This is a genomic window from Marinagarivorans cellulosilyticus, from assembly GCF_021655555.1.
GTDB classification, from domain to species: Bacteria; Pseudomonadota; Gammaproteobacteria; order Pseudomonadales; family Cellvibrionaceae; genus Marinagarivorans; species Marinagarivorans cellulosilyticus.
This window is the reverse complement of record NZ_AP023086.1, coordinates 1381461-1405125: the sequence shown is the minus strand read 5'-3', so window position 1 is coordinate 1405125 and position 23665 is coordinate 1381461. Positions and strand designations below refer to the sequence as shown.

Annotated in this window: 15 protein-coding genes; 14 read left to right on the top strand and 1 reads right to left on the bottom strand. The window is 47.9% G+C overall.

Going from position 1 to position 23665, the window contains the following annotated elements; translation table 11 throughout:
- Positions 1 to 75: 75 nt before the first annotated feature.
- The gene (locus tag MARGE09_RS05590) at positions 76 to 2790 is read right to left on the bottom strand and encodes a DUF1592 domain-containing protein (RefSeq protein WP_236986362.1); all 2715 of its coding nucleotides are present in this window, start codon (positions 2788 to 2790) and stop codon (positions 76 to 78) included.
- A 518-nt stretch (positions 2791 to 3308) separates the two neighbouring features.
- On the opposite strand from MARGE09_RS05590, the gene tagH reads away from it, so the two are divergent.
- The 14 genes from tagH (at position 3309) to tssH (ending at position 23447) form a co-directional block, all read left to right on the top strand.
- Positions 3309 to 4997, top strand: a complete 1689-nt coding sequence (tagH, locus tag MARGE09_RS05585) for a type VI secretion system-associated FHA domain protein TagH (protein WP_236986361.1) — start codon at positions 3309 to 3311, stop codon at positions 4995 to 4997.
- Between the two features lie 61 nt (positions 4998 to 5058).
- Positions 5059 to 5553, top strand: coding sequence for a type VI secretion system lipoprotein TssJ (gene tssJ / locus MARGE09_RS05580; RefSeq protein WP_236986360.1), 495 nt, complete (start codon positions 5059 to 5061; stop codon positions 5551 to 5553).
- 68 nt (positions 5554 to 5621) lie between these two features.
- A complete protein-coding gene (tssK, locus tag MARGE09_RS05575; protein ID WP_236986359.1) occupies positions 5622 to 6956 on the top strand; it encodes a type VI secretion system baseplate subunit TssK in 1335 nt (444 codons plus the stop codon).
- 3 nt (positions 6957 to 6959) lie between these two features.
- Positions 6960 to 7844 (top strand): type IVB secretion system protein IcmH/DotU, encoded by an 885-nt coding sequence (gene icmH / locus MARGE09_RS05570; RefSeq protein WP_236986358.1) that lies wholly within the window; start codon positions 6960 to 6962, stop codon positions 7842 to 7844.
- A 70-nt stretch (positions 7845 to 7914) separates the two neighbouring features.
- Positions 7915 to 11442 (top strand): type VI secretion system membrane subunit TssM, encoded by a 3528-nt coding sequence (gene tssM / locus MARGE09_RS05565; protein ID WP_236986357.1) that lies wholly within the window; start codon positions 7915 to 7917, stop codon positions 11440 to 11442.
- Positions 11443 to 11452: 10 nt separating this feature from the next.
- On the top strand, positions 11453 to 12121 hold the full coding sequence (gene tagF, locus MARGE09_RS05560; RefSeq protein ID WP_236986356.1) for a type VI secretion system-associated protein TagF: 669 nt from the start codon (positions 11453 to 11455) through the stop codon (positions 12119 to 12121).
- Positions 12122 to 12293: 172 nt separating this feature from the next.
- Positions 12294 to 13547: a type VI secretion system protein TssA gene (tssA, locus tag MARGE09_RS05555; protein WP_236986355.1), complete on the top strand. Its 1254-nt coding sequence runs from the start codon at positions 12294 to 12296 to the stop codon at positions 13545 to 13547.
- A gap of 121 nt (positions 13548 to 13668) precedes the next feature.
- Positions 13669 to 14187 (top strand): type VI secretion system contractile sheath small subunit, encoded by a 519-nt coding sequence (gene tssB, locus MARGE09_RS05550; RefSeq protein WP_236986354.1) that lies wholly within the window; start codon positions 13669 to 13671, stop codon positions 14185 to 14187.
- The gene (tssC, locus tag MARGE09_RS05545; protein WP_236986353.1) at positions 14187 to 15686 is read left to right on the top strand and encodes a type VI secretion system contractile sheath large subunit; all 1500 of its coding nucleotides are present in this window, start codon (positions 14187 to 14189) and stop codon (positions 15684 to 15686) included. Before tssB ends, tssC (MARGE09_RS05545) begins: the two co-directional genes overlap by 1 nt.
- A gap of 159 nt (positions 15687 to 15845) precedes the next feature.
- Entirely contained in the window at positions 15846 to 17384 is a 1539-nt protein-coding gene (gene tssC / locus MARGE09_RS05540) for a type VI secretion system contractile sheath large subunit (RefSeq protein ID WP_236986352.1), read from the top strand.
- Complete coding sequence (gene tssE / locus MARGE09_RS05535) at positions 17384 to 17863, top strand: type VI secretion system baseplate subunit TssE (RefSeq protein WP_236986351.1); 480 nt, start codon at positions 17384 to 17386, stop codon at positions 17861 to 17863. The genes tssC (MARGE09_RS05540) and tssE overlap by 1 nt, the downstream gene beginning before the upstream one ends.
- A 13-nt stretch (positions 17864 to 17876) precedes the next feature.
- Positions 17877 to 19703, top strand: coding sequence for a type VI secretion system baseplate subunit TssF (gene tssF, locus MARGE09_RS05530; protein WP_236986350.1), 1827 nt, complete (start codon positions 17877 to 17879; stop codon positions 19701 to 19703).
- Entirely contained in the window at positions 19667 to 20785 is a 1119-nt protein-coding gene (gene tssG, locus MARGE09_RS05525; protein WP_236986349.1) for a type VI secretion system baseplate subunit TssG, read from the top strand. The genes tssF and tssG overlap by 37 nt, the downstream gene beginning before the upstream one ends.
- A 25-nt stretch (positions 20786 to 20810) precedes the next feature.
- The gene (tssH, locus tag MARGE09_RS05520; RefSeq protein ID WP_236986348.1) at positions 20811 to 23447 is read left to right on the top strand and encodes a type VI secretion system ATPase TssH; all 2637 of its coding nucleotides are present in this window, start codon (positions 20811 to 20813) and stop codon (positions 23445 to 23447) included.
- The last annotated feature ends 218 nt before the right edge of the window (positions 23448 to 23665 follow it).

The window sequence follows — 23665 nt, the reverse complement described above, 5'->3', positions numbered from 1 at the left end:
AACCTGTCAAAATCTAGAAATAAATTTATGTATTGTCTTAAGCTTAGAAGAGGCTGAGTAAACCCAGCCTATTTGTTACTTCCTAAAGCGAATGACATCCGACATACCCAGCGCTTTCAACATCGCGCGCGGGCTACCATCATTGGCATCCATTTCTGATCTAAGATTTTCAGCAACACACACAAAGTGATCTTGCTGCTCGACGGTAAGAGGGTTTTCACCGCTAACCTGTGAATCCACGTTAATTGAAGTAGCCGTTGAAAAGCGGAATGATTTTTCAATTAAACAGCTGTTAACACCATCCAAGCCTGCAAGCACTTTAGAAAGGCCTTTGGCTCCGCCGCTCAATGGCAAGCGCTGACCGGCTAGCTCATCATTACTCACACCGGTAACCCCGTAGAGCGTACCAGTTGTTTTAATGGCCACACCCTCAACACCCGTGGGGCCCAAGCCTTTTTGCGTAGTACGGAAGCGGCCCATATTGTCGTAATCTTCCATCATGGCTAACGGGTTAATAATCTCAGCATGACAGCTCTCACAAGCGTCTGTGGTTGGATCATCGGTACCAGGCAGGTAGTTGGTTTGAATATTGTAGAACTCCCAAGTACTCAAATCGCCTTCGGCTTCACGCTCTTGCGCGCGGGCAACCGCCGCATCACGCTCTTGCTGCAAAGCACCGGCTGTTGGCAACGGAATGTTGTGACATAACATATCTTGGCGCACATGAACCGCACGATGGATAGGCGAAGTACGATCATCGTGGGCATTGACCACCATAAATGCGCCCGTGGTTAATACACCGCCACGCTCATCGGATGTACTGGTATCTACCGGTGCAAACTGCATATGCTGAGCACCACCGCCTGGTACACCATAGTAGTCAGACAACGTCTGATCCAACATGGCCACATCACCCTTATAGAAACCAGAGAATGGATCATTGCCATAGAAAAAGTGGCTATAAAGTTCTCTCACTTCTTGCGCCATAGAGGCTTTTACTTGGTCGGTTAATACCGCTGCATCACGCTGCTTAGATGTCACGCGATCGGTACGCAACCACACACCGGCAAAACGACCCACCTGCTCACGACCCAGTGCGGAATCTAGCATGCGATCAATTTGAACACTTAACTTAGAGCTATCGTTCAAGTCACCGTTGCCTGCGGCATCCAATAGTTCACGGTCAGGGCCTGCACCGGTATAGATGTAAGCCAAAGCCGAGGCATACTCGAAAGGATCTAAAACATAAGCGTTTTCGTCAGCTAGCAATAATGGATCGCCCTGCTCAACCACAATAGGATCGCTATCATCAGCCATCACTGCAGCACCAACGGTGACATCACCTATGTGCAAATCAATATCATTACCTGGTGTACCGTAAGGTTCACGACCGCCATCATTGTTAAACGCAATTGACAGGTTCTGATTACCATTTACACCAGTTACTAAGTACTTGTAAGTCACTTGATCATAGCTTTCGACCATTTCGGCAGCCACCATAGTTTGACCAACACTCACCTCCATTAAAGGCCACATCATATCCATATCGTTTGCTTTAACCGTAATCGATACCAGCGCTGGATCAGGGAAATTAAATTGTTGGCTAGAAGTACCGTTGGTGTACATGTTGTAACCAAAGCCATCCAGCGCCACACCGTCGCCTTTAGTGGCAAAATCTGCACCGTTAACAGTCACGGCACCAGCACCAAAGCTATAACCCTCTGCACTGCCTGCGCCTGAGTTTGCGCCGTTATCGCCACCAGTTAAAAAGTTAGGATCGTTTTTAGCAATGCCTACTTGAACACCCAACTCAGAGCGATACAAAAACTGCGGGCTCATTAATACTGAGTGGAAAGCCCAGCGCAAACCAGAGTCGCTACTGGTAATCATCTGGCTATAACGCTCACGCTCTTGCGCGGTTAATGGACGACGAAAAGCCAAATAGGCAAAATCATTCACAAATGAATTTGCGCACTGCGCAGATTGCGTATCTGCACACGAGAAAGGCCAAGCATTTTGATTCGCCGCTGCCCAATCGGCAATTTTAGAGGCGTTTTGGTGGTAAGTTTCCATACGCGCGTAAGCAACTGTCACCTTGCTGTGATTAGGCATATTGGCAACGTTCGAATCACCATCAACTGCTAATAAAGCGTCATCAATAGGCGCTTTAAACAGCGCGCGAACAGAGTTTTCGTATTCAAACGAGGTCAGCACCTTCAAGCTTCGCTGACCGTAATAAACAGGGTCATCGGTTTCGCATGTTAAGGAAGCTTCTTCAATATCTAAACCGCTAAACTGCCATAGGTAAGCCGCAATGTCGGCAGCGCATTGGTCTTCACAATCACCCTCTGAGTTATAAGGCATTACCTCGTGAATATATCGAGCCAAGCCAGCTTCGCTATCTTCGTAATTACCTGCCAAGTAACCTGGGCTATCGAACTGGCCAACAATGAATTTATAAAGTATGCCGGACTTACTCACACCAAAACTGCCATCATCATTTTTGGCGTGGCAGCCCGCACAAGTTTCATCAACATAAGCCTTAGCGCCATCAATAGCATTGCCAACAAATACAGTTGCTTGAGATGAGGCTGATGAACTAGAAACCGCGACGCTCGACGAACTCTCAATTGGAGCACTGGATATTGGAGCACTGGATATAGTAACTTGCGAACTACTAGTTACCACCGCTGAGCTATCCACAGCCTGCGAACTAGACTCAGTTTCTGGCCCGCCAGTACAGGCAACCAGTAGGCTTGCTGCCAAACATAACGATAAACTTCTAAGCATCGTAACTCTCCAATATAAACGCCAATATAAACTCCAAAATAAACTCCAAACTTCTCATCTTAAAAATGGGCTGGACGGGCTTGAAATGACCGAACAGAAGCGAAGGCTGTAACACCTTTGGAAACTATGCATTCATAATGAAAGAATTCGATATTTAGTCAATCTAGGCAAAGCCTGTTTTTCCTCACCCTGTGAGGGCATTAACACTAAGATCAAAATAAGTCTTCAATCCACCAACAACAAAATACCAACCCCGTCACACTTAGCCATCACAACAAAAGAAAACACCACTTTTCACATGCCGAGCAGCCTTGCGACCTCAAGTACTCTGGCTGTAGTCAATATCTCACACAGGATCAACCTGCAAACGCATTCTCAATAGTGGCGCATTCGGCTAGAATGGCGCACAGCTCACTTTAGGGACGTGGTACTCTCGTTTTTTGCGGGCGTACAATGACAGTGTTACACCCACAGCTCGTAGCAACAATCTTTAACTTTCGGCAGGTAATGAGGCTTTGATGGAATTGGTATTAACCGTGGTGCAGGCTCCGCCAGGCACGAATTCACAAGACCAACAATATGTACTCACAACAGCGGGCGGCACCATTGGGCGCGCCGAAACCAGCGCTTGCCACCTCCCGTGCCCCGATCGCGTGGTGTCATCACAGCACGCATCCATTCAGTACCAAGGCGGGCAATTTTGCCTTGTCGATGTTAGTAAAAACGGTACGGAAGTTAATGGCAGTGCCGCGCCCAAAGGCGATGGAGCACCGCTGGCACTCAGCAATGGCGACCTTATTCAGTGCGGTCGCTTCCAGTTATCTGTCGCACTAAGCAACGGCGAAATGGCGGCACTGCCTAAAGGCTTGGGCAGTGCAGACTTTCTTAGCAACGCTCCGGCTCTAAGCCCTACTCCGGCATTTCCTGCAGCAGCCACTAGCGATGGCTTTGCCACACCGAAAGATGCTTTTGCCGACAGCGTTGCAGCACCGGCCAGCGACTCACTGGACGACTGGCTAAGCAGCCCCTCAACTAGTGCAAACACACCCGCCACAACGGCTAGCACACCACCAGCTGCTGGCATGGCCGGCTGGGGAACCGTGGCAGAAAAAAGTAAAGGCGAGGTATGCCCTGTTGAAGCCCTAGGTGGCGACAACTTTGATGAACCCGAGCGCGATATTTTCGGTAATCCCGTCGACGGCAGTAAAGAACCCAAAGAAGACTTATCAGCCCCAAGCCCCAGCGCCTGGGAAGACGACGAGTGGTGGAAAGGTGAAAGCGCCATCAGCCCATCACCGGCCTCATCTGCTCACATACATGTTAACCCTGTGAGCGAAGCGCCGCCGGCACCAGCGATACCTACACAAGTTCCAACACCATCTCCAACACCCAGACCTAGCGCCGCACCAACATTTGCGCCAGCCGCACCAGCGGCGACCAAAGATGCCTTTGCCGGCTCCCATCAAAACATTGATGCCAGCAATATTGATGATGTTCTAGGTTTCGATAGCACGCCTGCGGCGCCAGCTGACAGCATGCAAATCGAACCGGCCTTTCCCACCGAAACACCAAGCTCAGCTGCGGCTATCCGCCAAACAGCAACAGACACCTCCGATAGCTTCGGGCGCCACTTAGGGGTTAACCCCAAAACACAGCTGCCCGAACAAGAGCTTAAAACCTTGGGCGCCAAAATTATCAGAAATACCGTCAGCCGCTTAATGGAGCTGATCAAAGCCCGAACCAATATAAAAAATGAATTGCGAGTACAACACACCACCTTGCAAGCACAAGACAACAACCCGCTGAAATTTTCTGTCACCTCTGATGACGCAGTGGGCGTATTATTTAGCGAAAGCCGCAGCACCTCTTTTATGGCGCCCGACGAAGCCATCGACGATAGTTTTGACGATTTATCAGACCACCAAATCGCCGTTATGGCAGGCATGCAAGCGGCCTACGATCATATGTTCAAACAGTTTAGCCCCACTAAGCTAGAAGCCCTGTTTAATACCAAAGGCGGCTTATTAGGTAATAAGCGCGCAGCAAATTGGGAAGCCTTCAAGAACCACTACCAGCGCTTAACTGGCGATCGAGAAGCCACCTACAACCAGCTTTTTGGCCAAACATTTGCCAAGCATTATGAACAACGACTGGCCGAATTAAAAAGTCAGCGAATGGTGCGCGCCCCTCAGTCTAGCGGGCAGTAAAAACACCCAGGTTAAAACCTCTACTGACAGATATCATTTTAGCGAAACAAAAGGCTTGATTATGAGACACCCTAAAAACCCACACTGGATTAACGTTAAACTTATTGCTCTCATATTGATGGGAGTCTTTTTAGCCTCGTGTCAAACTTCGCGTAAAGCCTTAGATCTCGAAACCATTGCAACACTAGATATCTATACCGAAAGAGACGTTAACCCAGATGCCGACAATCGCGCCTCGCCTGTTGTTGTAAAAGTTTTTAAACTTACCGACGACCGCCGCTTTAAGCGCGCCGATTTTTTAAGCTTATACGAAGGCGCCGATAATCGTTTAGGTGACAATTTGCTTGGGGTAGTAACACTCAAAGAATTAGCGCCAGGAGAAGTTCGCCAAGAAGTGATTAAACTTCCCGACGGCACACGTTTTATCGGTATTATGGCCGAGTTTTCTAACTACACGAACGCAAAACCGCTATTGGCCCTGGAGATTATTCCGCACAGCAATAACAAATACGAGGTTAGCTTAAGCAAAGCCTCGGTATCACGCGTTGAGCGCTAATTTGCGCTCTGCAGCGACACATAAGCCACGCAGGCAACCCCAACAGACAAACCGTAAGGACAGACTCGATGTCGTTTGATAATAAAGTGATTTGGTCAGAGGGCATGTTCCTCCGCCCGCAGCATTTCCAGCAGCAAGATCGCTACATAGACCAACTGCTTAAAAATGCCCTAACCCTCAGCCAAGAACATCTGTGGGGCATTCAAGATATCGCCATCGACAGCGAACTTCTGCCGCTGGGTAAAGTGTCTGTGACGAGCATTCGCGGCGTATTTTCTGATCAAACCGTGATTAACGCGCCCGACTCGCAAACACTACCAGACATTTACAGCATCCCAGAAAATACCCGCGACACCATTGTGTATTTATGCTTACCACTGCGCCGCCCGGGCACGCAGGATTCCATTGCCGACAGCGACGAAGCGCCAAGCGCGCGCCATCAAATGTTTAACTTTGATGTTCGCGATAGCACATCCACCGCCACCGAGCCCGTGCGTATTCAAGTGGGGAAACTGCGCACTTGCTTAAAGCTTGGCAACGATGACTTAAGCGGCTACAGCACCATTGGCATTGCCAAAATATTAGAATACACCGCAGGCAACCCCGTTAAGTTAGACCCTAATTTTATTCCGCCAACCATGTTCTGCAGTTCGTCTACGCAATTATCAGCCTACCTCGAAGAGGTTATCGGCCTACTAAAACAACGCGGCGATGCATTAGGCAGCCGCTTAAGCGATTCGGGCCGCAGTAACTCATCTGAAATTGCCGACTATTTATTACTGCAAATAATTAACCGCTCAGAGCCTTTTTTAGAGCACTTGCGCACACGCCACCAAGTCCACCCACTGCAGCTTTTTGGCGAACTGCTCCAGCTAGCCGGTGAACTTGCTACCTTTTCGAGCAAAACCAAGCGCCCCGATCCAACACCGCGCTATCAACACAATAATTTACAACAAAGCTTTGCCGAATTATTCCAGTCGTTGCGCCAATCGCTCAGTACCGTGCTTGAGCAGTCAGCTATTGCGCTTAACCTGACCGAGCGCAAATACGGCATTCATGTCGCCCCAGTCACAGATCCTTCGCTGATTCGCACGGCGAGCTTCGTGCTGGCAGCTAAAGCCAGTATGCCAACAGAAATCTTGCGTAGTCGCTTCCCCTCACAGGCCAAAGTGGCGCCGGTTGAAGCCATTCGCGAATTAATCTCCTCGCAAACGCCAGGCTTACAAATGCGCACACTGCCAGTAGCGCCACGCCAAATTCCGTATCACACAGATTACGTTTATTTCGAAATAGAGCGCTTTGGTGATCTTTGGCAAAGCATGCAACGCTCTGGTGGTTTTGCTGTGCATGTCGGTGCAGAATTCCCCGGCCTCGAAATGGAACTATGGGCAATAAGGTACTAATTTATGAGCGACAGCCCTTTTCACAATAATAGCGGTCAAAACCACACGGTATTGGTTCCTCGCCCCGGCGCTGCCACAGTAGTGCCAGGCGGCGCACAATCGAGTGGTCCCGCCCATAATCCAGCACCCAATATTGTTACGCCGTCGCATCAGCACAGCGATGCACCGAAAGCCGAAGCAAACTCACTGCCTTCGGCTGCGTTAACGTTGCTATCGCTGATTGCTAATCTGCAAGCGACGCCCCATCACGATAACGTGCCCAATTTGCACAAACACATTACCGAAGAGATTAAAAACTTCGAACGCACCGCAAGCAATGTTGGGGTTTCGCAAAATACTTTACTCGCAGCACGCTATTTATTGTGTTCCGCACTGGACGAAGTCGTGCTCAACACCCCTTGGGGCAGCCAAAGCGGCTGGAGCCAGCACTCGTTATTAAGCTTGTTTCACAAAGAAACCTCCGGCGGCGAAAAATCGTTTGTAATACTGCAAAAAATGATGGAAGCACCCGGGCAAAACATCGAAATACTAGAGCTTTTCTTTCACTGCTTTAGCTTGGGCTTTATGGGAAAATATCGCTTCAACCGCAGCGGCAAGGCCGAATTAGAACAAATTCAAGATAACCTTTATGCCACCTTGCGCGCGCACCGCCCAGACTTCGAAAGCGATTTATCCCCCAATTGGCAGACAACAACTAATACTAAACCCGGCTTAGCGAAATACATCCCGCTGTGGGTCATCGTTTGTATTGGGCTTGCTATTTTGGTTATGAGCTTTAGCGGTTTTCGTTATTGGCTGTACCAATCCAGCGTACCGGTTAATCAAACCATAGAAACCGAGATGCTCGACAGCCAGCAATCGAACAAGACACGAAAGCTTATCGACTAACGCACAACCATCGCCTCGTCGCTAAAACGTAAAACCAGGAAGCCACTGCTCGCTTTTCACGGATACTTGTATGAAATCGTTTTTTAAATTTATTACCAATAAATGGGTTATCGGCATTATTGGTTTAATCGCTTTTTCTTTCTTTATTTGGCTAGTCGGTGACTTTGTTAAATTTGGGGAGGATAACGCCAGTCTCAGCAGTACTCACCGCATTATCATTATTGTACTCGCGTGGATTATTTGGCTAACGTGGATGATTAGCCGCGCATTGTTCGAGCGTAGCCAAAACAAGCAACTTTTTAACAGTATCGAGCAGCAAGCTGACGACGACGGCCTATCGGCCAGCGACGAAAAGTCTATGATGGAAGCGGACGAACTTAACGGCCGATTTCAAGATGCACTACAAAAGCTACAGGTTTCTCGCTCTTCCTTTTTTGGCAATACCCGTAGCCTGTACCAACTCCCTTGGTACATTATTATTGGCCCGCCAGGTTCAGGAAAAACAACCGCACTGGTCAATTCGGGTTTGGAATTCCCACTTGCCGATGCTACAGGCGAGCACAAATTAAAAGGCGTAGGCGGTACCCGTAACTGTGACTGGTGGTTTACCAACGAAGCCATTCTTATCGATACCGCAGGGCGCTACACCACCCAGGACAGCCACAAAGTGGTGGACCAATCCTCTTGGACGACCTTCCTCGATTTACTGAAAAAATTCCGAAATAGACGCCCAATAAATGGCATTCTATTAACGGTAAGCTTACAAGATCTACTACTAAGTACGCCCGAGCAACGCCAACTGCAGGCCAAAACACTGCGCACCCGTATCGATGAAATTCAAAACCACCTAGGCATTCGCGCCCCGGTTTACATGATGTTAACCAAAGCCGATTTAATCGCGGGCTTCAGTGAATTTTTTGCCGGCTTATCGAAATCAGAACGCAACCAAGTTTGGGGCATGACGCTATCCCTTACCGCTGAACAACCAGCCAGCATGTTCCGCCACGAATTCAGTTTATTAATTAAGCGTCTTAATCAACGCGTCTTAAGCTTGGTAAACAACGAGCGCATCGTGGCGCGAAAGTCACGCATTCAAAACTTCCCACAACGCATGGCCGAGCTAAGCGAGCCGTTACACGAATTCATTTATCAAACGTTTTCAGCTAACCGCTTTGGTACCACACCGCTTCTGCGCGGGGTATATTTATCCAGCGGAACCCAAGAAGGCATGCCCATCGACCGAATGATGGCGCATATGAATTCTGCCTTTAATGTTAAAACTTCAGCCAGCGCTCAAGAAAATACAGGCAAAAGCTTTTTTGTTTATACACTATTCAAAGACGTCATCTTTCCGGAATCAGAATTGGTGGGCAGTAACGTCCGCGTTGAGCGTTTTATTAAATGGGGGCGAAGAGGCGCTATTGCCGCGATATTCGCTGCCATTGTCGGCTCTATAACCGTGTGGACAACCGCCGTTGGGCAAAATAAATCCCTGCTGAATACCGTAGATGCCGCAGTCAAAGAACACGACCAAGCCGAAAAAAATGCAGGCCAAGGCATCGAGCAGCTCCTAGCTGCACTTAACCCCCTACGCAAAGCCAGCAATGTGTACAACCAAAGCGAACAATCGTATTTAACCGGCCTAGGGCTATATAGTGACGGCGTCGACGAAGCCGCCGATGCTCTTTACCAAACCAAGCTTAATACACTTCTACTCCCTTACTTTGCCAAATTATTAACCCGCGAATTGCGCACAATACCGGCTGATGACGCGAGGTTGCTTAGCACATTAAAAACCTACTTAATGCTGTTTAATCCAGAACACCAAGACAACGAACACATTATTGCCTTTGCACAGGATTACGCCATTAGCCACTTGCCGGCAACAGATGAACAGCTGCTGCAATGGTTAGAACATCTTAAACAATTGCTAACCGAGCCACTGTCAACAGAACTAACAATGGATGAGCTTACCGTTGCTAAAGCTCGTCAAAAAGCCCTGCAAATCCCACCGGCTTTGCGTTTGTATGACGCAATCAAAACAACACCACAATTTTCTCAGCCGGTAGATTTATACCGCCAAATTGGCGGCGATACTTATTTACTATTTGGTATCTCAAATCAATCACCACTGTTTAAAATGCCTGCTGCGTTTATGAAGTCGGGTTTTGACAAAATTGATTTATCGACCGAATCACCACTGGCTGACGGTTACTTTAACCAACACTGGATCTGGGGCGCAGAACAACAAAGCTTGTCAGAAAAACAAAAACTGGAAGTTGCCGAGCAGTTAGAACGCTTATATCTCACCGACTATGCTAGTCAGTGGCAAACGTTAATGAATGGCTTAAGCTTTAATGAGGCGACCAACCTCAATCAGCTATCCGACCAGCTGTATGAGCTATCAAACCCTGCTTCATCACCGCTAAAAGCCATTATTGAAATTACCAGTGAAAATACCAAATTCACTAACATCATCGATGGCGTACAAGATGAAAATGTTAGGGTTGGCATGGTCGGCGCCAAACCGAAAGTTTCTATTGCGCAGGTTGCACGCTCGGCAAAATCAAAAGTTGCAGGCGCTTGGAACGATAAACAACAGCGCAACCTAGTTGAAAAGCAATTCACCGAAATTCACGCACTTACCGTAAAAAGTGAACGTGCACCGGCACCACTAGACGACTACCTTGCGGTTATTGGTGAGCTCAACGAATACCTGCTTGGCATTAGCGCTAGCCCCGATCCAGACGAAGCTGCATTTAATGCCGTACAAAAACGTTTTATGGGGCAAAGTGATGACCCTATTCGCAAATTACAACTCAAAGCTAAGCACGCACCAAGGCCTTTAAGTGGCTGGCTGAACAACCTGTCACGCAACTCTTGGCAATTACTGGTGGGCTACAGTAAACGCCATCTCGATCGCGCTTGGCGTTACCAAGTCGTGCCGGAATGTCAAAAGACCATTGATAACCGCTTTCCCTTCACGCCATCAAGTAGCCTAGATACCCACGCAATGGCCTTTAATGACTTCTTTGGCAATAGTGGCTCGCTACAAATGTTTTTCGACCAGTATTTAACCGACCTGATCGATCAACGCCGCTGGACACTCAAAACCGTCGATGGCATGACATTCCCCATTAGTTCGTCAACCTTGCGCCAACTAGAACGCGTACAAAGTATTCGCAAGGCCTTCTTTAGCGGTGGTGATGTTGCATCGGCACAACTACAAGTGACCCCGTCCAAACTGTCTTCAAATGTTCGCTTGTTTACACTAGAAATTGGCGGCACACCGATGTCTTACTCGCATGGCCCTCGCACGCCCAAGAATATTCGCTGGACTCTGGGCGAAACCACGCGCGCGCGCATTTTGTTTGAAGACTTAGACGAAGCCATCCATCAAATGCAATACGATGGCGACTGGGCTTGGTACCGTTTAATTGCCGATATGAAAAACAGCCCCTCAGGCAGAATTGGCGCACGCAAGATTACCTTCAAGCAAAACGGGCACGAAGCCACTTATCAATTTGTTAGCAATAGCGGCGAAGACCCTTTAGATATGACACTATTTACGCGTTTTAAATGCCCAGAATCTCTTTAAGGAATGACCTGTGAATAAATCGTTAGGTTTTTTTGGCAAGGTCCCTGCACACGGAGACTTTATTGAACGCGGCTTGCCGCAGCCATTTGTGAATGCGATGGACGAATGGCTACAAGGCGCAATTTCTTGCAGCCAAGGCGCTCTAGGTAATGACTGGCTATCGAGCTATCTCACTTGCCCGCTGTGGCGCTTTGGTTTTGGTGAAGGTGCGCTTGATGACAAACAATGGCTAGGGGTTTTATGCCCCAGCGTTGACAGTGTTGGCCGTTACTTTCCTTTAGTGATAGCAACGCAATTAAAGCACGGCAATATTTTTGCAGCCTTCCAAAAAAATAGCGCTTGGTTTGATGCCGTTGAAAACCTGGCGTTATCGGTGCTAGAAAACGGCCTGCCTGCGGATGAAATTGAAAACCAGTTGCATATGACTCCCGCCATAGAACAAGAAGATAACCAACCCAGCAAAATTGAGCAGTATGGCTGGTTAGTGCACGGGAACAGTGCCGAAGCCTACGGCCATTTACTGAGCGCTAGCCATACTCAATCGGCTGTAAGCTTGTGGGAAACGCGCGGCGGCGAAGCTCAAAGTGCAACAACATTTGTAGCCAAGAGCATGCCCCCGGCCCACTATTACACACTATTTTTAACAGGCCGCTGGCAACTGCATCAGCATACCTTCTGATGTAAGCCATCGCCCTCATCCTGTATGGACTTTGTCTGCTTGTCGTCTGAATAGTTATTGCTTTAATATGCGACGCAACGCCCATCATGATGAATATTTAGGTATTTGTTTACCCAACTGTATTTAATCTCCGGTGTTCACACCGCACATAAACCTCACAAGGAACAGCGTCGTGCCGCTTGATTACATTATCGACCTTGATCAGTTACTTGCTCCTATTTCTGATGAGCAACCCCACGGTATAGATATCCGTGAAGACCGCTCTCCGACGTCTAGCTTTTACCGCATTAAAGATGCGCGTAACGAGGGCCGTAGCGCAGAAAAGTCCGCCCTCTTAGACCCAGATGTCGATACCGTCGCCCCGTGGCAAACAGTTATTAGCGAAGCTGAAAGCATTCTTACCACCAAAAGCAAAGACATCGAAGTGACTTGCTGGTTAATTGAGGGCATGATTCGCCTGTACGGCTTTCCGGGTTTGCGCGATGGTATGGTTTTACTGGATAAACTGGTTGATCAGTACTGGGATAACCTCTACCCAGAACCCGACGAAGATGGCATAGAAACTAAGGTTATTCCTATTACCGGCCTCAACGGTGAAAGCGGTGAAGGCACCTTGTTAACGCCCATGCGTAACGCGCTTTTATGCGATCCCTACACCGATACGCCTTTTACTTTTTGGGAATACCAGCAAGCTCACGCAGCCGACAACATCCCTGACGCGAAAGAAAAAGCCAGCCGCAACGATGAACTTGGCTACAGCTTAAACTCGATCCAAAACAGCATAATGATGGGTGACGGTAAATTCTTCACCCAATTCATCGAAACCTTAGAAGAAGCGCAAAGCGCTTATCAGCATCTTGGCGAATCCTTGCGCACGCATTGTGGCCACGATACGCCACCGAGCAGCAACATCAGTAACCTGCTCGACGAAATTGTCCGCACCTGCAAATTTATCTTTAAAGATAAATTAGTTGTGCCCAAAGCGGCACAGGCACCCGTCGATGCGCCCGCAAGCAATACTGATAACACACCACAAACAAGCGCAGGCACAGAGCAAGTGGTAACAACCATTGTGCGCGAAGGCGCTATTGTAGACAGAGAAGACGCGCTGCGCCGCTTGACCGATGTTGCCGAATACTTTCGTCGCTACGAGCCACACACACCGATAGGGCCAGGCCTTGAGCGCATGATCAAATGGGGCCGCATGACCGTCGCCGAGCTAATGGCCGAGCTGCTTCCCGACGATCAAGCCAAAGGCATTTATTCGCAGCTAACCGGCGTAATGCTAGACGGCTCGGATACACAAGGCTATGTCGCACCACCGGTCACAGCTAAGCCAGCAGCACCAAGCGCCGCGGCACCAGCGCCAGCCAAACCCGAAGCGCCAGCAGAACCCGCTGCCGCAGAGAAAAGCGGCGGTTGGTAAGGCGCTAAATAAGGCAAAACACAAATGGCAACGCACGTGGTAACATGTGCCGCCAAGTAAAATTTCAAACCTAGCTTTTTATAAACGTAACGTGCGCTTTCGCGCAGAAAAGGAGACTCAAATGTCTGAAAGCATCCACAATAAACTGAAGCGCGTACGCAAGCCGCGCGTACATATCACCTACGATGTAGAAGCTAGCGGTGGAACCGCAGAAAGGGAACTCCCTTTCGTAGCTGGCGTAATGGGCGATTACTCTGGTGATAACGCCGGTATCCGCAAGCCGTTGAAAGAGCGTAAGTTCGCGCAAATCGATGGTGAAAACTTCAACGACGTAATGGGTAAAGTTAACCCAAAGCTCGAACTACAAGTCGAAAACACCCTCGCTGGCGACGGTTCAAAAATGTCTGTTGATCTCGACTTCAAACAAATGGATGATTTTTCTCCTGAAGCTATTGTTGATCAAGTAGAGCCACTTAAAAACTTGTTGGCTGCACGCAATAAACTACGCGACCTAATGAGCAAAGCAGACCGCTCTGAAGACTTAGAGCGTGTACTAGAAGAGATTCTTCAAAATACCGATAACGTTGCCAATCTGTCAAAAGAACTTGGCTTAGAGAAAAAAGAAGGGGAAGCTGAATAATGAGTAACGACGCCCTTGAAACAAGCACTGAAGCCGGTGCAGAAGCTGCCGAAGGTGCTTCGGTAAGCTTACTTGAGCAAGCTATTAGCGCAACCAAACAAACAGCCCCAGATGAAACCCAAGACTTGATTGCTAACTTAACAGCACAAGCGCTTAAGGGCACCGTCACATGGGATCGCAGCTTAACCAATACAATCAATAAAGCGATTGTTGCCATTGATCAGGCAATGTCTAAGCAGCTGAGTGCTATTTTACACCAAGAAAAATTTCAAAAATTGGAAGGCTCTTGGCGCGGTTTGCACCACTTAGTGACCAATTCTCAAACCGGTAAATCATTAAAGATTCGCATGCTTAACGTCAGCAAAAAAGAGCTGTCTCGCGATCTTGAAAAAGCTGTTGAGTTTGACCAAAGCCAAACATTCAAACGCATTTACGAAGACGAATTTGGTACCGCCGGTGGCGAGCCGTTTTCTACCCTTATTGGCGACTTCGAATTCGGCAACAACCCTGTCGATATCGACTTGCTAACCAACATGTCTCACGTAGCTGCAGCGGGCTTCTGCCCATTCGTAACAGCTGCTGGTTCAGAAATGTTTGGCTTTGACGAGTACACCGAACTTACCAAGCCGCGCGACCTTGCCAGCGCATTTGAATCACAAGAATACATTAAATGGCGCAGCTTCCGTGCCAGCGACGATTCGCGTTTTGTTTCTTTGGTTATGCCTCGCGTTTTATCACGCACGCCTTATGGTGCCAATACAAATGCAATCGAAGCTTTCAACTTCGAAGAGTTTGAAGTTGATAGCTCAGGCATGGCTAAACCAGCTGAGCACAACGAATACTGCTGGTCTAATGCCGCTTACGTAATGGGCACTACATTAACGCACGCCTTTGCCGAAACGGCTTGGTGTACAGCCATTCGCGGTGCGGAAGGTGGCGGTAAAGTTGAAGGCTTACCCACTCACCTCTTTAAAAGTGATGATGGTGACGTTGATCAGAAATGTCCGACCGAAATTGGCATTACCGATCGCCGTGAAGCAGAGTTATCGTCTTTGGGCTTCTTGCCTTTGTGTCACTACAAAAATACCGATTACTCTGTATTTTTTGGCTCACAAACAGCGCACGAACCCAAAGTGTACGGCGACCCTAATGCCACAGCGAATGCCAGCATTTCAGCTCGCTTGCCTTACATCATGGCGACCTCACGTATTGCCCACTACTTAAAAGTTATGGCGCGAGACAAAGTGGGTTCGTTCATGCAGGCCAGTGAGTGTGAGCGTTGGTTGAATAAGTGGATTTCGCAATACACTAACCCCAACCCAGATGCTAGCGCGGACATGAAAATCAAGTACCCGCTACAAGAAGCACGCGTTGAAGTAAAAGAAATTCCTGGCCAGCCAGGTGCTTACAACGCAGTGGCCTACTTGAAGCCTTGGTTGCAAATGGAAGAGCTTACAGCGTCTATGCGCTTAGTGGCCAACATTCCAGCCAAGAGCTAAGTCCAATAAGGGCAAGGCTTTGGCCTTGCCCTTATTTTTTACCTAGCCACCATTTTTTACACAATTCGTTATCAATACCCTGCAGCCAACCATATAGTTAGCGCTTACCGAGTTATTGAAATTGCCAAACGTGTAAAAAACACAAAGCCATAACTCGCTATGATACCTTCCAGCCAAGACACCAACGCCGTTGATAAGCCAGTTATCAACAACGAAAGTATCATAAATTACGATCACCTCTTCGCAGCCAACAATACACCCACCAGCGTCAGCATTGAGCATTTCATTGATGAGCCCTCAGACCGAGGCGCGCTAGAAATTTGGGCCAAGCTCTGCGACCTAACAAGCACAACATACTCGCTAGCGGATTTACTCACAGAGCAAATCGCCGAACTTGACGAGCTAATCAACGAACAAATCAACGCAATACTGCACCACAAGCGCTTTCAAGAAATGGAAAGCCGATGGTTGGGGCTGTGGCATTTAGTAGACGAATCAAGTCACGCTAAAAATATTAAAATTAAACTATTGGATGTCAGCTGGCGAGACTTATGCCGCGATATTGAGCGCGCTTCCGATTTTGAACACACGCGCTTGTTTCACCTTATTTACAACCAAGAATTCGGCATGGCCGGTGGCGAGCCTTACACTGTATTAATCGGCGATTATGCCGTCGCACATAAGCCGACAAAAAATACACCGCACGACGACGTATACACCTTGCAAATTATGTCGCACATTGCGGCGGCCGCCTTTGCGCCCTTTATTTGCAGTGCTGCGCCAGAGTTATTCGGTATCGATAGCTTTGAGGACCTCAACCCTCAAATCGAATTTCGGCAAGTATTTTCACACCCAGAATATATCCGCTGGAACAGCCTGAGAGCGCAAGAAGACTCACGCTTTATTGCCTTAACCATGCCTTCAGTACTTATGCGCCAGCCATTAAATACGCACTTTTCTGCGTGGGGCAACTTTCGCTTCCAAGAGCACTGCCAAGGCAATAACAACCAAAAGTATTTATGGGGTAATAGCAGCTTCGCTTTTGCCACCATACTCATTCGTGAGTTTGCTGATGTCGGTTGGTTTTCACATATTCGTGGCGTACCGCGTGACCACGCCGGCGGCGGGTTACTCACCAGTTTTGCCGCACCCCACTACACAACAGACTCAAGCCCAACACGCACCAAAAGCGTAACGCCTGCAATTCTTACAGATTCGATGGAGCGGCAACTGAGCGAATTAGGGTTTATTACTTTATCCCAAGGCTACAACTCCCCTTTCGCTGCATTTACCAACTGCCCTTCTATTCAGCAACCGCATAACTACGGCAATAAATCAGCCAATGCTAATGCGCGCATAAGTAGTATGTTGCAACATATTTTATGCGGCTCACGTTTTGCCCAATACGTAAAAGTTATTATTCGAGAAAAGGTCGGCTCTTTTAACAGCGCTGAAGATTGCCAACGCACGCTGCAAAAATGGTTTGATCAATACACCTCTGGCCGCGATGACATGGGCTGGGAAATGCTCGCCCGAAAACCCTTACGGCGTGCACGCGTTCAGGTTATGGAGACCCCAGGCCAAATGGAGGTATACCAGTGTGTTATTTATTTGAAAAACCACTACACAGTCGACCATCTTGTTGCCGAGCTTAAGCTTTCTACTTCTATTAGCAAAAGCGCTGTTGGGCAAAACTAATGAATAGCAACGATAAAAAACAACTGCTCGCTCCACTAATGGACAGGCTACTTAACGACAGTAAAACGTCTAGTTATGCTCGCCCGCAAGCCGTTATCGCACAAATACGCGAAAGCGTAAGACGCGATTTAGAATCTTTGTTTAACACTCGTTCTTGCACACATTCACCAGCGAGGCAGTACACCCACCTGCAAAAATCGCTACTTAATTTTGGCCTACCCGATCTATCAACAATTAATTTTTCATCAAAAGATGACCGTAAAAATTTTTGCAACCAAGTGGAAGCCGTGATTAAACACTACGAACCGCGCGTAAAGTCAGCCAAAGTTAGCATCGGTGACAAAGTCGATGTAGAAGACCCCACCATTCGATTTCGCGTAGAAGCTGTGTTGCATGTTAGCCCCTCGGAAGAAACAATCGTCTTCGACTCGGCTTTCAACCCGATAAGCCACGCGGTTGATATTTCAGAAATATCCTAATGAGTAAAACTTAATGACGGACAAGTTACTCCAATATTACGAAAAGGAACTGGCGTTCTTACAGTTATCGGCCAGTGAATTTGCACGCAAGCACCCAGGGGCTGCCAGCAGCCTGCAAATTACCGAAGATGCCATTAATGACCCCCTAGTCAACCAGTTGGTTTCCGGCGTCGCTTATATGAACGCTCGCATCCATCAAAAATTAGATGACGACCTGCCCGAACTAAGCGACGGCATTCTTGATACTTTATACCCGCATTATTTGCGACCTATTCCCTCGCTTTGTATTGTTCAATGCCCACCGCAAGAAGACTTAGACAAAATACATAAGCTACCTGCACAAACCGAATTACAAACCGATAACGACGCCCACGACACCTGTAAATTCACCACCAGTTACCCCGTCGATATCAGTCCCTTTAGCGTCGATAGCGTAAAGTTAGTGCAGAAACCGTTTATTGCTCCTGGCTCTAACAGTGCGCCTAGCGCCGATGCAGTACTTAAAATTAGCTTAAAAACATTCAGCGAAGCGATCACCTTTGCCGATCTCGAATTAGATTCGCTACGTTTTTTCTTGAAAGGCCCTAAGCAGCACACGCTGCCGCTTTACGATTTAATGTTGGCAGAATGCGAATCGATTGTGATTGCTACATCAGATTCCGACAATGAGTATCGCAAACTCCCAACAAGCTGTTTACAGCCCGTGGGCTTTGATAATGATGAAGCTCTACTGCCATTTCCAGATAACTCTTTTAGCGGCTACCGTTTACTTAGTGAATACTTTGCTCTACCCGAAAAATTCCTGTTTGTGGACATTAAAAACCTTGGGGAGATTTCGCAACATATTGATGGCGACAAACTTTGCTTATACTTTTATTTAAAGCGCCACGACGACGAGCTAGAGCACCAAATATCGCCCAGCATGTTTGCACTTAATTGCACTCCAGCCATTAATTTATTTAAACATACCGCCGACCCTATCCGCGTAACCAATACAGAGTACACCTACCCAATCGAACCGGATGCTAGGCACCACAATTCGCTAGAAGTCTACTCTGTTGATGCCGTCACAAGTATTAACGATCGCGGCCATAAAACAGACTACAGCCGCTTTTATGGCACAAACCATAAACAAACTAAAACGTCCGCTTTTTGGTTTAGTAAACGCAAAGAGGTCACCGAAGGTGAGCACGGCAACGAATATGCCAGCGAAGTTGAGTTAGGTATTGTCGATTTGGGGTTTAACCCTTGCGACATCACGAATCAAGCACTTGAAATAAAATTGCACTGTAGCAATAGAAACCTGCCCAAAAAACTACCTACCAGTAACGGGCAGCCATACCTTACAATTGTTGAAGGCAGCGCGCCCATCGAGAACATTCGCTGCGTTGTGCCGCCAACAGAAAGCATTCGCCCGCCACAGGGGAAGCGCGCCTACTGGCGACTGATTTCACACCTCAACTTAAACCATTTATCAATTACACAAGGCAATAGTTCGCTAGAGGCACTCAAAGAAATTTTGCGGCTCTACGACTTTAAAGATTCAGCCAGCACACGCAATCGCATCGAATCAATTCAAGCAATTAAAACCAAAGCTATTACTGCCCCTATTCAAGTGGATGGCACTATAGCCCTATGCCGCGGCACAGAGATTGTTTTAACCCTTGATCCACTCATGCTTAATGGTGCAAGTATCTTGGCTTTTGCCAATTTATTAAATCACTTTTTTGGTTTGTACTGCTCGATCAATTCATTCACCAAGCTCAGTATTAAGCTGTCAGGTAAAGACGGAGTACTCTATAAATGGCCACCACGCGCCGGCGAAAAAGCCTTAGTGTAATTGAGCAGCTAAAACAAGAGCCCTACCGCTTTAACTTTTACCAAGCGGTAAGGACTATTGAATACGCAGCCATTAAAGCGCAGCAAGCGGATAACACCGTTAGCGCACCACTGTCCTTGCAGGCACCGCCTTCGCAAGAATTTTTGCGTTTCAAAACTCGCCAGCAGCTTTCTTTTTCGCCAGCGGATGTGGTTAAAGTATTTCAGGGCCGCAATAGCGAGCCCGATTCTCAAGTTCCCGAAAACCAATGGCAAATGACTATTGCATTTATGGGGCTAACCGGCGCACAAGGCGTTTTGCCTTACCATATGAGCGAAACAATCCTGCGTGAGCTCAAGCAAAAAAATACCGGTCTGCATGATTTTTTAGAAATATTTAATCACCGCGCAATTACCATGATGTACAAAGCATGGGCCAAGTACCAAATTCCCATTAGTTTTGAAACTCATAAAATACGCGCGCGCCGTGGCAACGATAGCGCAACTCACGCGCTGCTATCTTTGATGGGGCTTGGCTTGCCATCGCTGCAATATCGCCAACCTTACAGCGACGAAAGCTTAATTCCACTGTCGGGCTTTTTATCGCGCAGCACTTGTACTGCCAGCGGGCTAGCCAGCATGATTAAAGCGCGCTTTGGCTTATCGGCCGAAATAAAACAATTTACTGGCACCTATAGCGAACTCACCCCCGACATTATGACGCGCCTTGGCTCACAAAATAATGCTTTAGGCCAAAACACCTTTTTAGGCTCAAAATGCTATAGCTGCACAGGCAAATTTACTGTTGCCATTAAACCAAATAACCACGATGAATTTGACTCGCTTGCCCCTGGCACTCCCATGGTGCGAGCCTTAATTTCATTTATTCGCCAAGCTGCCGGGCCGGAACTCATTTTTGATTTGGATGTTTCGCTCGCAGGCGAAAGCATTACCAATACTCAGTTACACCAAACGCCAAAGTATGCTCCCACCCTCGGCTGGAACACTGTACTTGGCACTGCGAATCAAGCATTATCTTCATTATCCGTGCGCATGTCGTCGGAGATTACACCGCCTGATGACACGCTACCCATGGCCAGTTAAACCTGTATGACACAAGGAAACCTTTATGATTAGCATTGACTTAAAATCACTCGTAAACAAAATGTCCCCCTACTTGCGGGATTCGCTAGAAGGCGCTGCAGGCATTTGTATCTCACAAGGCCAATTTAGCGTAGAGCTAGAACACTGGGTCTTAAAAATACTCGACCAAACCGATAACGACCTTTACCAACTGTTATCTGCCCACGATGTCAATCCTTCGCACCTCGCCAAGCAACTGGCCGACAGCATTGCAGGCTTTAAATCCGGCAGCTCTCGCCCAGCCGCATTAGCGCCCTCTATTGTGGAAGCGGCCAAAAATGCTTGGATGCTAGCCTCTGTGGATTTTGGTCACGATGCAATTACATCAGGGCATTTAATTACCGCACTATTATTAGACGACACCCTTAAACGTCAAATTACCGATTCCTGCCCAGAGCTGGCCAACATTCCCGCTGAATCACTGCGCAATGGTGCGCGTGATACCTACGGCCAAACCAGTGAAAGTAAACGCGCCGGTACTATTCAGTCGGCACCCGGTGAAGCCAGCGCTGGCGGCGGTATTTCTAACAGCAAAACGCCCACGCTCGATAAATACACCATCGATTTAACCGCCAAAGCCAAAACAGGCAAAATGGACCCCGTACTTGGCCGCGATGAAGAAATCCGCCAGTGCATGGATATTCTTACCCGCCGCCGCCAAAACAATCCCATTCTTACCGGTGAAGCAGGCGTAGGTAAAACCGCTGTAGTTGAGGGCCTTGCACAACGCATCGCACAAGGCGACGTGCCAAGCGCGTTACAAAACATTGCGCTTCGCACTTTGGATTTGGGTTTACTGCAAGCTGGAGCCAGCGTTAAAGGCGAATTTGAAAACCGCTTAAAGTCCGTTATTGAAGAAGTACAATCTTCCCCCACACCCATTATTTTATTTATTGACGAAGCCCACACCTTAATTGGTGCCGGCGGTAAAGAAGGCCAAGGCGATGCCGCCAACTTATTAAAGCCTGCTTTAGCGCGTGGTGAATTGCGCACTATTGCTGCAACGACCTGGGCAGAATATAAAAAATATTTTGAGCGCGACCCAGCTTTAACCCGTCGCTTCCAAGTAGTAAAAGTGGAAGAGCCCAGCGAAGAGCGCGCTATTGATATGATGCGCGGCGTCGCCCAAGCACTAGAAACACACCACAAGGTCCGCATTTTAGAAGAAGCGATTATTGCCTCGGTTAAATTATCGCACCGTTATATTCCGGGCCGACAATTGCCGGATAAGTCAGTGAGTTTATTAGATACCGCTTGCGCTCGCGTATCACTTAGCATTACTGCCACCCCCTACCCCATTGAAGACGCAACACGGCGTATAGAACGTGCCGATACCGCAATTACTGCACTACAAAAAGAGCATGCTGTTAGCGGTGGCCACGGCGATAAAATTGCCGAATTGCACGAAAAGAAGGCTGAGGCCGAAGCTGACCTTCAACGCCTAACAGAACAACACCAAAAAGAAAAAGAACTGGTTGATAAAATCAGTGCGATTTACGACAGCATTTCGGATAACACCGAAGAAAACCCCAGCACTGAAACACAAGAAGAATTATTAGCACTCAGTACTTCTTTAAAAGAAATTCAAGGCAACCTACCGTTAATTCACCCGCACGTAGATGCTCAAGCAGTTGCCGAAATTATCGCAAACTGGACGGGCATCCCTGTCGGCAAGATGGTCAGCGATGAAATTCACGCGGTGCAATCATTAGCCGAGCGTTTAAATAAACGCGTTATTGGCCAGCAACATTCACTTGAGGCGGTATCTCAGGCAATTCAAATGTCGCGCGCAGGGCTTACCGACCCACGCAAACCTATGGGTGTCTTTTTATTCTGCGGCACCAGTGGTGTAGGTAAAACAGAAACCGCATTGGCATTGGCTGACGAACTCTTCGGTGGCGAGCAAAACATCACTACCATTAACATGTCGGAATTTAAAGAAGAGCACAAAGTTTCCATGCTGCTAGGTTCACCTCCAGGTTATGTTGGTTTTGGTGAAGGCGGTGTATTAACAGAAGCTGCGCGACGCAAGCCTTACTCCGTTATTTTGCTCGACGAAATGGAAAAAGCGCACCCAGGCGTTCAGGATATTTTTTACAACCTGTTTGATAAAGGCACCATTAAGGATGGCGAAGGCCGTGATATCGACTTTAAAAATACCTTAATCATCATGACCTCCAATGCCGGCGAAGATGCTATTCGCGCAATCTTCGACCAAGTCGAAGAAAAGCCCGACCCCGAGGTTTTGCTCGACAATATTCGCCCGCATTTGCTCAAACACTTCAAGCCCGCATTTTTAGGCCGCACTAACGTTATTACTTACTACCCACTCGATGATGAAAATCTCATCAAAATTTGCGCGATTAATATGCGTCGTATCGAAAAACGCGTTAAAGAACATTACGGCGCAGCCTTTAGCTACGATGAAGACGTATTGGTGAATATTATTGCGCGCTGCCAAGAAGCCGATACTGGTGCCCGGAATATTGAAGGCATTCTAAACAAAACATTGCTACCAGTACTTGCCAGCCAATGCCTAAGCCGCATGGCCGACGAGCAACCCATCACCGCCATTCACGTAGGCGCCACAGAAGAAGGTGACTTCACTTACACCCTCAGCTAATAACTAGGGTTTTATTCCTAGGGTTTATTCCTAGGGTCGCCAAATAGTGAAAACGAAAGAGCCTAAGCGATAGTTTCGCTTAGGCTCTTTCGTTTCATCGCCGCGCTATAGTCTCAAGCGCCGACTACATAGAAAACGATACTTGCCGCAAATCCGCACGCAGCCGCAACATCAGATAAAAACATTACCCAACAAACCCGCGCGTTAGACATGCTATG